The following is a 12309-nucleotide window of genomic DNA, read 5'->3' as shown; positions in this document are numbered from 1 at the left end:
TATACACATTTAGAATGTCAATACACTTTAATCCCAGAGATATTACATGGCTTGCCTTTAATGAAAGAGTTTTGCAGGAAGCTATGGATGAAAAAGTTCCCTTACATTTAAGAATACGCTTCCTCGGAATTTTCTCCAATAATTTAGATGAATTTTTCAGAGTGCGTGTTGCCGGATTAAAGCGTGCCATGGATTTTAAAGAAAAGGTGATTGCTGAATCTTTCTACCAGCCGCCATCCAAAATTCTTCAGCGCATCAATGAAATTGTAATGAGACAGCAGCAGAATTTTGATAAAACCTGGAAAAAAATCCAGACAGAAATGGCTGAGCATAAAGTTTTCATTAAAAACTCCAAAAACCTGACCGCGAGACAGAAAGAATTTGTCCGGCAATATTTCGATGAGGTGGTAGAATCTAATGTGATTCCTATTCTTCTTCATGAAAATACACCAATGCCCTATCTAAGAGACAAAAGTCTTTATCTGGGGGTGGCGATGAGAAAAAAAGACTGGCAGTATTCCAGCAATTATGCAATCATTGAGATTCCTTCCCGTTTTGTAGGCAGATTTGTATTGCTGCCAACAGAAGATCCGGAAGAGAAAAATGTAATGCTACTGGAGGACGTGATCACCTTCAACCTTCCACATATATTTTCTTATTTCGGGTACGATGAATTCTCCGCCAACGCCTTTAAAGTAACGAAAGATGCTGAGCTGGATCTGGATAACGACATCAAAACCAACTTTGCAGAAAAGATAGAAAAAGGACTCAAAAACAGAAGAAAAGGAAAGCCTACCCGTTTTGTTTTTGATAAAGATATGGATAAAGCCTTGCTGGAGCTCCTTATCAGAAAGCTGAATTTAACCAAGAAGGACAGCATCATTCCCGGAGGAAAAATTCATAATTTCAAGCACTTTATGGATTTTCCTGATGTTTTTGAAAAGTATGAAAGACCGGTGGAAAGAACTTCCTTTACGCATCAGGCTTTTGAACATGGGGAAAGAGTAACTGATGTCATTTTAAAAGAAGACGTTCTTCTTACCTTTCCTTACCACAAATATAATCCGGTGATTGATTTGCTTCGTGAAGCTGCCATGGATCCGGATGTAAAGTCTATACAGATCACGGCCTACCGCCTGGCCAGCAGTTCAAAAATTATCAATGCTTTAATTTATGCTGCCAGAAATGGCAAAGAAGTCACGGTAATGCTGGAACTTCAGGCAAGATTTGATGAAGAATCCAATCTGGAATGGAAAGATATGCTGGAACCGGAAGGAATTACCGTGCTTGTGGGCATTCCTAACAAAAAAGTGCATGCCAAGCTCTGTGTCATCAAAAAGAGATCACACAATAAAACCATCCAGTATGGATTTGTAAGCACCGGAAACTTCAATGAAAAAACAGCAAGAATATATGGTGACCATCTGTTATTGACTGCTGACCGCGGAATCATGGCAGATATTAATAAAGTTTTCAATGTATTGAAAAAGCCTAAAGATGATTTCATTCCGATTTTGAAAACTTGTAAAAATTTATTAGTTTGCCCTCATTTTATGCGTGAAAAAATTGTTCACCATATTGATAAAGAAATCGAGGAAGCTAAAGCCGGACGAAGAGCAGAGATCATCGTAAAAGTAAACTCTATGAGCGACAGAATGCTGATAGAAAAACTATATGATGCGGCCAAAGCCGGCGTAGTTATAAGATTAATTGTAAGAGGAATCTATTGTGCCGTAAACCAAAAGGATTTTAAAGAAAAAATAAAAGCCATCAGTATTGTAGACGAATATCTGGAACATGCCAGAGTTATGTATTTTTACAATAAAGGTTCCGAAGACATGTACATTTCTTCCGCTGACTGGATGACCAGAAACCTGGATTACAGGATTGAAGCCGCTGCCAAAATCACTGATAAAAACCTTAAGAAAGAATTAACAGATATTCTTGATATTCAGCTTAGGGATAATGTGAAAGCCAGAATTCTGGACAAAAAACTGAGCAATGAGTATATACGGAATGATAAAAAAGAATGCCGGTCACAAATAGAAACCTATAAATATTTAAAAGCTAAAACAACTAAAAAATGAAGATCGCAGCGATAGACATAGGGAGTAATGCAGCCCGCCTTCTTATCAATGAAGTAAAGATCAATAACAGAAAGCCTGAATTCATCAAGCTGAACCTCCTCAGAATTCCTCTGAGACTGGGAATGGATGTTTTCACCATCGGGAAAATAGGTCCGGAAAGAGAAAAAATGGTTATTGATTCCATGAAAATCTTCAGCGATCTTATGAAAATATACAAGGTAGACCATTACAGAGCCTGTGCTACCAGTGCCATGCGCGATGCTGTTAACGGTAATGAAATTATTGATATGGTGAAAGATACCTCAGGAATCAATATCGAAATCATTTCCGGAGACGAAGAAGCTACCCTGATCTATGAAAACCATGTGGCAGAAGGTCTTGACAAAGAATTTGCCTACTTATATATTGATGTGGGCGGAGGTTCCACAGAGCTTACCTTCTACGAAAACGGCAAAATGGTCTACGAAAAATCTTTCAATATCGGAACCATCCGTCTTCTTAACAATCTGGTTACGGTAGACAACTGGAAAGAAATGAAGGATGAAATCAAGGAAAATATTGTCAGCAAGAAACCCATTGTAGCCATAGGGTCAGGAGGAAACATTAACAAAGTATTTTCCATGAGCAAAACCAAAGACGGAAAACCTATGTCTCTGTCTCACCTGAAAAAAGTGTACAAAGAATTCAATGAGCTGTCTGTGGAAGAAAGAATGACTAATTACAACCTTAGAGAAGACCGCGCTGACGTATTGGTGCACGCTCTTAGAATCTTCAATAATGTCATGTCATGGTCTGATATCAACAGGATATTCGTTCCGAAAATTTCTGTGGCAGACGGATTGATTCATAATATTTACAGTCAGCTGCAACATAAAAAATAGCAGCCCGAAATGATATTGAAAGCCAGCCATTTTGTGCTGGCTTTTATTTTGTCATTGCGAGGAGCAGCGCGACGAAGCAATCTCTATGCTCTCAGACGGTTTTTTACATTTTTTATTAGATTTTGGCTAAAGCCAATGGAAGGTAGATCATTTTTTAAGGCGGGCTAAAGCCCACCCCTATTGAATTTTATCAACAATATCTTTTATCTTTTATCAAAAAATTTAAAGTAAAACCTCATCCTCATCCGTCATAACCATATCAATAGCAAAAATCAATGAACTCAATCAAAATAATTCTTACAGGAGCTACGGGAATGGTAGGTGAAGGCGTTTTAATGGAATGCCTTGAAAATCCGGATGTTTCCGAAATCCTGAGCGTAAGCAGAAAGCCTTCCGGAAAAACACACCCAAAGCTGAAAGAATATCTTATCTCTGACTTTTTATCCATAGATCTTGATGATGAGAAACTGAAGGGATATGATGCCTGCTTTTTCTGTGCAGGAATCAGCAGTGTGGGGATGAATGAAGAAGACTATACCAAAATCACTTACGATACAACCATTCACTTTGCGAAAGCTGTTTTGAATCAAAATCCGGACATGGTATTCAGCTATGTTTCCGGAGCAAGCACAGACAGTACAGAGAGTGGAAAACTGATGTGGGCAAGGGTAAAAGGCAAAACAGAAAATGATTTAAAAAAGATGAATTTCAAAGGGGCTTATAATTTCCGTCCCGGATTTATGAAACCAGTTGAGGGTCAATTGAATGTAAAATGGTTTTTTAAACCTTTTATTTGGATTTTTCCTGTTTTTTTTCAGTCAAAATCATTAACTTTACACGAAGTGGGTAGAGCAATGATCAAAGTGACACAAAACGGATACCCTACATCTACTTTAGAAATTAGAGATATTAAAAATTTAGCGATATGAGAGGCATGTTAAAAAGAATTGTTCTGGTTATTTTTGTACTGTTGCTTGTGACTGCTGTTTCGGGGTATTTTTATATGCAGAAACATCCTCTTGAAGGAAATAAATCAGGGACAATTTTGAACTTTTCCGGGAAATCCGGGAAATAATTTCATTCTAGTTTCCCATTTCAATACAATTTTATCTTTTATCAGAAATAAACCTATTTTTTAAACATTTCTTAAAATTCCATTAAAATAGTTGCGAAACATAAAGTTCATTTTTGCATTTATCTAATTGAAGTAAAAAATGATCAACAACTACCTATTAAAAGGGTCTGTGCTAGCTGCATTCTTTTTTCAGAGCGGTCTTTTCGGACAGACACTGATTCATTACTGGAATTTTAACGATAACTCTTCTGCGGCTACCGTCACTGCACCTTCATCAACGTTGGTGAACGGTTCTCTTGCCGCTATAGCAGGCGGTACAAGCAGTATAGATTTTGCCGGCGGTACCGGACAGAACTTTAGTTCTCAGAATTTGAATGCCAGAAACGGTGACGCTTCCGGAACTCACTTAAGATTCAATAATCCGATTGGAGGAGCGTTACAATTCAACGTTCCGACAACGGGATATAACAATGTCATTGTTAAATTTACAACCAGAAGATCTGCGCAGGGAGCAGGAACGCAAACCTGGTCTTATTCTACCAACGGAACTACTTTTGTACAATTCCAGACAGTAAATCCCCAGGATGCGGATCCACAGCTGGTGACCCTGGATTTTTCTGCGATTCAGGCGGCCAATAACAATCCAAATTTTAAAGTAAAGGTAGAATTTTCTGCTGCAGGAGGCGGAACGGAAGGAAACAACCGATTTGATAACTTTACGGTAGATGCAACTCCGGCAGGAAGTGTAGATACTACTCCGCCAACGGTTACATATCTTCCTGCAAATAACACCAACAATATCCCAACCACTGTAAATCCTACCATAACTTTTAATGAAAATGTAAGGCTTACAGATAATTCCGCGATTAACGATTCTAATGCACAAAACCTCATTGAATTCCGGCTTGGAAATGCTGCAGGTACACCAGTTCCCTTCACTACCACTTTCAGCAACAATACCATCACGGTAATCCCAACTTCCGGACTCGGGCTGGGACAAACTTATTTTGCAGCGCTTAAACCTGATATGGTAGAAGACTTCAGTGATAACGGGATTACGGCTGTTACATCCAGTACTTTTACAACAGTGGGAACAACGATTTCTTTAGAGAAGAATTTCATCAAAGTCAATGAAAATGCAGGAAATCTTGCATTTAAAATCAATATCAGCAATCCTTCAACCTCTACAGTTAATCTTGTTGTAAAACCGGCTCCTTTTAGTACGGCTGGCAGCAATGATTTTACTCTGGCCAATCAGACCATTACTATTACCCCATCTACAACGAGTTACACCGTTACTATTCCGATTATTGATGACACAGTGGCTGAGCAGCAGGCTGAGTATTTCGTGGTGAGTCTTGAAAATCCGGTTGGAGCAACAATTTCCGGAGATAATTCGGCTACTGTTTATATTGTAGATAATGATAAGCCGGCACCAGTTCCTTCTCATCAGATTCAGCTGAATTATCTCCTGAGCTTTGATCCTTCCGGAAACAATAACAGCTCTACGGAAATTGTAGTTCATGATCCATCCACACAACGTTTATTCACGATCAGCTCTATTACAGATGTTTTTGATATTATCGACTTCAGCAATCCTGCGATACCTTCAGTGGTAAAAACAGTGAACATGGCTCCTTATGGCGGAATCACCAGTATTGCCGTTAAAAATGGAATCATTGCAGCAGCCTCTCCCAATAGTAATCCACAGCAAAATGGCTCTGTAGTATTCTTCGATATCAACGGTAATTTTCTGAAACAGGTAACTGTAGGAGCTTTACCCGACATGGTAACCTTCTCGCCGGACGGAACAAAAGTGGTTACTGCCAATGAAGGAGAACCTAATGATGCCTATACGGTAGATCCCGAAGGAACCATTAGTATCATTGATATTTCCGGAGGCATCGGATCTCTTTCTCAAAGCAATGTAACCACGCTCAACTTTAATAGTTTTGATTCACAGGTAGCAGCGTTAACAGCTACAGGATTAAGAAAAGTTAGAACGAACAATACACTTTCTCAGGATCTGGAACCCGAATATGTAACCATCAGCGCCGACAGCCAGAAGGCATGGGTAACGCTTCAGGAAAACAATGCCATTGCCGAGATTAACTTAGCCACCAAGACCATCACAGGAGTCTGGGGATTGGGCAAAAAAGATATGAACCTGCCGGGTAACGGATTTGATGCTTCAGATAATAATGGAGAGGTTTTAATTGCCAACTGGCCTGTGAAAGCCTATTACGTACCAGATGCGGTACAAAATTACAAGGTAGGAAGTACCAATTATATTGTAACCGCTAATGAAGGAGATGAAAAAGACCTTTCAGGATTCAGTGAAAGAACGACTGTAGGAGCTAACAACTATACTTTAGATCCTGTATTGTTCCCAAATTCCAATATCGTAAAGGCTTCTTATAACCTGGGAAGATTCAGGGTTTCATCTGCTACAGGAAATACAGACGGAGATGCAGAGTTTGAAGAAATGGCTGCTTTAGGAGCCCGTTCATTCTCTATCTTCAATGCAGATACAAAACAGATTGTCTATGATAGTGGAGATCAGTTTGAACGGTACATAGCAGCTTATCAGCCCTTACTATTCAACGCAGATAATGAGTCGAATGCCATTAAGAACAGAAGCCGTGCCAAAGGCCCTGAACCTGAAGGAGTAGCTTTAGGAAGCATCAATGGACAGACCTATGCTTTCATTACACTGGAAAGAACCGGAGGTGTCATGGTGTACAATATCACAGATCCTAATAATCCTACTTTCACAGATTACAAACATTCGCGTTCTACTTCAGCATATGGCGGCGATAATGGTCCTGAAGGAATTATCTATATCGCCCCGGAAAACACAACTACCAATAAAGGTTATGTAATTATCGCCAACGAGATCAGTGGAACCTTATCCATGTATGAAGTAGCAATGCCGGCAACACTCGGAACAGGTGAGGTAAAAACTGAACAGGCAACGTTTAATGTATTTCCTAATCCTGTTAATAAAGGAAATACTCTTTACTTCAACAGAAAGCAGGATTACGAACTGTATGATATGTCGGGAAAATTAATCGGGAAAGAAAAAAATGCTTTAACAATAAACACTTCTACCCTTTCTACAGGAGTCTATCTTGTAAAAACTTCGGAAGGACAGATCAAAAGAGTCATTATAAAGTAAACATCAATTACAGTATACCATTTTATAATAAGGCTTCGGAATTTCCGGGGCTTTTTTGTTATGAAGAAATTTATGATGATTTAACTTTTAAAATGCCTGAAAAAATCATTTTATTTCTATATTTATCATCAACAAAAACCAAATTCACAATGAAAAATAGTAAAAAAGCAGGAATTCTGGCAATTCTTTTACTCGGAACAGCAACAGTTTTCGCACAATCAAGAAAAGTAGAGTCTGAAAAAGGCGTAGAAAAAACAGAAGGCAATAAAGTGGTTCATGTAGAAGGTATAGGTCATGCGCTCAAGTATACCCTCAACGGAGGCGTTGTTGAGGTCGAAGGTGGAGACAACACTTTAACAGTAAAAGGAAGTGCTAAAAAAATTACAGTCTCAGGAACGGGGAATAAAGTGTATATTGATAAAGTAGATAAAGTATCTATGGAAGGCGGCGGTAATATCGTCTATTACCGAACTTCCGGAACAAAATCCGGAAAGCCGGATGTTTCTGTTACGGGTGTGGGGAATAAAGTTGTAAAACAGTAGAAGTCTCTTCATAGCCGCGAGCATGCAGAAACCTTTGAGGTTTGATATAAAAACAAAAAAAAGACAGGCCTTAAAAAGCCTGTCTTTTTAAAAATATCTCAGATATACTTTTACTCTACGTTGATTACCTTTTCGATTTCCGGAGCATGTTGCTTAATGGTATTCTCCACCCCTAATTTTAAGGTTGAAAAATTCAAAGAACAACCGGAACAGTTACCCAAAAGTTTCACAAACACCTGATTATCTTTCACATCAATAAGCTCAATATCACCACCGTCTTTATTCAAAAACGGTCTGATGCTTTCCAGAGCTTCCATTACTCTTGTTACTGTATCTTCGTGTGTTATGTTTGTTTCCATATTTTTTCAGTTCAATTCGGTTTTTTCAAATTTTATTGAAAGTTATTATTATTTTGCTTTTGGCGAGCATCCGGCCATTGTAGAAATCTTCACTGCTTCAGTAGGCGGAAGGTTCTTGTTTCTTTCCACCAAGCTTTCTACCATTTTTCTGGCAGTTTCAGTATAGATATCTGCAATTTTAGATCCTTCCTGAAGCGCTGCCGGTCTTCCTACATCTCCTGCTTCTCTGATGCTCTGGATCAACGGGATCTCTCCCAATACCGGAATTCCGAGATCTTCCGCTAAATACTGCGCTCCCTGGTTTCCAAAGATATAATATTTATTGTCAGGAAGTTCTTCCGGTGTAAAATACGCCATATTTTCGATTAATCCAAGAACCGGAATATTAATGCTTTCCATCTGGAACATTGCGATTCCTTTTCGGACGTCTGCCAATGCAACATGCTGAGGTGTACTTACAATAACTGCACCTGTTACAGGCACTTCCTGAATGATAGACAGGTGAATATCACCCGTTCCCGGAGGAAGGTCTATCAGTAAGAAATCCAATTCTCCCCATGCAGCATCTCTGATCATCTGGTTCAATGCTTTCGAAGCCATAGGACCTCTCCACACTACCGCCTGATTTGCCCCCGAGAAATACCCTATTGAAAGCATTTTCACACCATAATTCTCAACAGGTTTCATCAGGCTTTTGCCATTTACCTCTACAGAAATCGGTTTTTCTCCTTCTGTATCAAACATGGTAGGAACTGAAGGACCATAGATATCAGCATCTAACAACCCTACTTTGAAACCCATTTTTGCCAGTGTTACTGCCATATTTGCAGACACTGTAGACTTTCCTACGCCTCCCTTTCCTGAAGCAATAGCGATAATATTTTGAATTCCAGGAATTTGTTTTCCTTTAATCTGACTTTGCTGAATTTCACTAGGCTCCGGAGAAACGATCTTAAGTTTTAAATGAACGTCTTCTCCGAACTCACTGGCAAAAGCCTGCTTCATGGCAGCTTCCAGTTTTTTCTTTTCATGCATCGCAGGTGAATGGGCAGTCATGTCAATATAAACATCATTACCCATAATCTGAAGATTATTCACCAAGTCGTCTACTTCTATTTCTTTAAGGAAATCCTGAACCTTTTCTTTCGTCAACATATAAATATAAATTGTTTACAAATTTACGCATTTTTTCGGTAATTTAGAATCAATAAAATCTATAATATCAGGTGATAAATCAGATCGTTAAAAACTATTATTTCTGTTTTTTATATTGGTACCACATCTAATCCCAGAAAACAATTGATATGAAATCTACATCTTATCCTTCCAAATACGCACAGCCAAGAGAAATCTTTACCGTTGGAAAAACAAAATTCAAGTGGTATGACTTGGCGTCTGATCCTGCTGAAATTTCTTCACAGGACATCACCGATGCCAAAATATGCATTGAAAATGCTGAAGAAAACTTTCAGAAAAAGGATGATACGGGATTCGTAATTATGCATCGCTGCGGAGAACAGTATCTTCTGTTGGTGTGTACCTGGCGGAGTGAAAATGAATTATGGGAAAGTGTCTATTACAACGGTTCCGGTAAGTTTGAAATATGGAACAGAAACAAAACCCACCTCCCTACTTACTGTGTTTGGGAAATGGGCATCGTCTATTATGAATCCCGATCCTGGAAGAAATACCTGGGCTCCGGACGGGAAGAACAAGACAAAGAGAAATATCTCAATGATTTTTTTGAAGGAGAAGTGTAGAAATTTTCTGTATTGCCTTTCCACTCCGTTTCATTCCGAGTGCCATAAAGCATCAAAATAATGTAAATTCAGGTGATTAATAAGCCCTGTTCTTTTCGTCAAATTTTACATTGCGGTCCATTCCATTTACTTTTTTATTTCCAAAAGTATACGTTGCGGATACGGTAAGCCTTCTGGCATCGTAGTAATTGTTATAAGAATGTGTGCCTGTACTATAATAAATTTCACCCTGGCTTTTCCCCTGCCTCAGAATATCAGAAACAAATATATTCAGCTGGAGGCTTCTTTCCATAAGGCTCATCTTAACTCCCGAAGTAAGGTTTCCTGCAAACTTCATATATGAATTTCCCGAATTGGAAGGCAGACGAAACCAGTAATTCAGGACGAGCTGTACTGTTTTGCCGGAATTAAGTGAAATATTGTTCTGAAAGTCGAAATCGTAGCTGTTCCCCTTTCTAGAAAGGGCATCGGTAATAAAAACACCAGTATTCATGTAAGAATAATTAGCAGAGTAATTGGCCTCCCATTTTCTGAAAAAAGTATCTGAGTAATTAAGAGAAACTCCCATACTGTTCTGATGGTAGTAGTTTTCGAATGTACTTACCTTATTCTCACCTTTCAGAGTAGTAAGCTGCCCAAATGCATCTAATGTTCTCTGGAAATACGCGGATGCAGACAATTTTCCTTTATAAACATAAGAAAGCTCAAAATTATGATTGATAGATGGATTAAGAAATGGATTTCCGGTAAAATAAGAATTGATATTGGTATACCATCGGTACGGATTGATCGCACGGAATCCCGGCCTGTTAATTCTTTTGGAATAATTCAGACTGAAAGTGTTATTTTCATTGCTTTTATAGCTGATATAAGCTGTGGGAAAAAACTTTCCATAAGAAGTCTCGGTCTGCTGTCCGGAAGTTAAAGAATTTCCACTGACTACAGAATACTCATAACGCAGTCCTGCTTTCGCCGACCATTTTTCGCTGAATGACTTCTCAAAACTGATATAAGCTGCATAGTTTTTCTCGTTATACTCAAATTCATTGCTTTTCAGAGGATCTGTGATATATTGCCCATTCATTAAGTTCTGATAAAATATACTCGAATTATTATCAAAATTGGTGAATTTTATCCCTGCTTCTGTCCTGGCAATCTGATAAGGCAGTGTAAGATCCGCCTGCCCGGAATAGATTTTATAATCTACCGTAGAAGGTGATTTTACCACAAAACGGTCCCCTGAATTTTCTGTAGTTGTAAAATCAATTATTGTTTCCGGTGTATTGGAGAAATAATTACCTGTAATACTTAATTTATTATCCTGCTTTCCGAATTTCAGATCATAGTAGGCACTGGCAGTATGCTGCCTGCCGGTTGCCCTGTGTTCCGCATAAGTAAGCAGTGTATTGGTATAATTACCATTCTGGAAATAGTTGGAAGTATTGGTAATATCCATATTGGAATGTCCAAATCCGAAATCATAGATAAATCCTACATTAGACTTCTTACCCAGCTGGTAATCCAGACTTAAATTAGCGCCAAGCCCATCCCCGAAATCTCTTCTGTTGTCATTGCTTTTAAGACCATCTGCTCCTTCTATCCAATAGTTTTCGTAAGAGTGCTTTTCATTTTTATTTTGTCTCAGCTTGAGTGACGTACGGAGTTTTTCATTCTGATAATTCACCGTCACACTGTTTGAATTTCCTGTATAGGTCTGCTGCTGGAGACTCGATGTTAAGCTGCCGCTCCATCCGAGATTCTGATTTTTCTTGAGAACAATATTGATCAGACCGCTGTTTCCCTGCGCTTCATATTTAGCAGGCGGTGCGGTAATGACTTCAATTTTTTCAATATTTTCGGATCTGAGACTTTTCAGGTAAGTCACCAGTTCGGCGTCTGACAAATTCAAAATCCTGTCGTTAATCATCACTGCTACTCCGCTTTTTCCCACAATGGAAACTCCCGTATTGTCATTTACTTTTACCAAGGGAGTTGTCGCAAGAGCATCTGCCCCGTCCATCCCTTGTGACGCCACAGAATTGGAAACATTGAAAACGAGCCTGTCTGCTTTTCTCTCAATTAATTTTTTTCTGGCAGTAAGCGTAACGCCTTCTATCTGTTTTTCTTTCCTTGTATCAATAGAAAAGTCCTGCTTTGTTTCTCCGTTAATAACAACATCTTGGGTGGATATTTCTATGCCGTCCTGTATAAGCTTAACACTATAATTTCCATTTTCAGAAAGTTTCAGAGTGTAATTTCCTTTTTCATCTGAAATAGCAGTCTGCTTCTTCTGATCCTTTACGGCAATTACCTCCACGTAGGCAACACCATTTCCGGTTTGGGTGATCTTTCCGCTTACACTTTGAGCCAGTGCAAATGCAGGCAGCAACATGATCACAGCAAGTAACGTCTTCTTCATGAATTATA

The 12309-nt window shown here is 38.8% G+C and carries 9 protein-coding genes; 6 read left to right on the top strand and 3 right to left on the bottom strand.

Features of this window, described 5'->3' with window-relative positions; all coding sequences use genetic code 11:
- Positions 1 to 14: 14 nt before the first annotated feature.
- From ppk1 to BLW74_RS03360, 5 genes are all read left to right on the top strand, one after another.
- Positions 15 to 2087 (top strand): polyphosphate kinase 1, encoded by a 2073-nt coding sequence (gene ppk1 / locus BLW74_RS03380; RefSeq protein ID WP_089690032.1) that lies wholly within the window; start codon positions 15 to 17, stop codon positions 2085 to 2087.
- A complete protein-coding gene (locus tag BLW74_RS03375; protein ID WP_089690031.1) occupies positions 2084 to 2968 on the top strand; it encodes a Ppx/GppA phosphatase family protein in 885 nt (294 codons plus the stop codon). The genes ppk1 and BLW74_RS03375 overlap by 4 nt, the downstream gene beginning before the upstream one ends.
- Before the next feature lie 275 nt (positions 2969 to 3243).
- Entirely contained in the window at positions 3244 to 3897 is a 654-nt protein-coding gene (locus BLW74_RS03370) for an NAD-dependent epimerase/dehydratase family protein (protein WP_089690030.1), read from the top strand.
- 285 nt (positions 3898 to 4182) lie between these two features.
- A complete protein-coding gene (locus BLW74_RS03365) occupies positions 4183 to 7221 on the top strand; it encodes a choice-of-anchor I family protein (RefSeq protein ID WP_089690029.1) in 3039 nt (1012 codons plus the stop codon).
- A gap of 149 nt (positions 7222 to 7370) precedes the next feature.
- The gene (locus BLW74_RS03360; protein WP_089690651.1) at positions 7371 to 7763 is read left to right on the top strand and encodes a DUF3060 domain-containing protein; all 393 of its coding nucleotides are present in this window, start codon (positions 7371 to 7373) and stop codon (positions 7761 to 7763) included.
- 110 nt (positions 7764 to 7873) lie between these two features.
- Here the strand turns inward: BLW74_RS03360 and BLW74_RS03355 are convergent, their stop codons facing one another.
- Together BLW74_RS03355 and BLW74_RS03350 are read right to left on the bottom strand one after the other, a co-directional pair.
- Positions 7874 to 8122, bottom strand: a complete 249-nt coding sequence (locus BLW74_RS03355; RefSeq protein WP_002977212.1) for a NifU family protein — start codon at positions 8120 to 8122, stop codon at positions 7874 to 7876.
- A gap of 48 nt (positions 8123 to 8170) precedes the next feature.
- Positions 8171 to 9277 carry an Mrp/NBP35 family ATP-binding protein gene (locus tag BLW74_RS03350; protein ID WP_089690028.1) on the bottom strand — a complete coding sequence of 369 codons (1107 nt, stop codon included), beginning with the start codon at positions 9275 to 9277 and terminating at the stop codon, positions 8171 to 8173.
- Positions 9278 to 9426: 149 nt separating this feature from the next.
- On the opposite strand from BLW74_RS03350, the gene BLW74_RS03345 reads away from it, so the two are divergent.
- Complete coding sequence (locus BLW74_RS03345) at positions 9427 to 9882, top strand: hypothetical protein (protein ID WP_089690027.1); 456 nt, start codon at positions 9427 to 9429, stop codon at positions 9880 to 9882.
- Positions 9883 to 9958: 76 nt separating this feature from the next.
- Here the strand turns inward: BLW74_RS03345 and BLW74_RS03340 are convergent, their stop codons facing one another.
- On the bottom strand, positions 9959 to 12301 hold the full coding sequence (locus BLW74_RS03340) for an outer membrane beta-barrel family protein (RefSeq protein ID WP_089690026.1): 2343 nt from the start codon (positions 12299 to 12301) through the stop codon (positions 9959 to 9961).
- Between the last annotated feature and the right edge of the window lie 8 nt (positions 12302 to 12309).

The sequence above is a fragment of the Chryseobacterium culicis genome (genome assembly GCF_900108365.1).
GTDB lineage: Bacteria > Bacteroidota > Bacteroidia > Flavobacteriales > Weeksellaceae > Chryseobacterium > Chryseobacterium culicis.
Note: the sequence above shows the minus strand (reverse complement) of the source record. Positions and strands in the feature narration are given on the sequence as shown.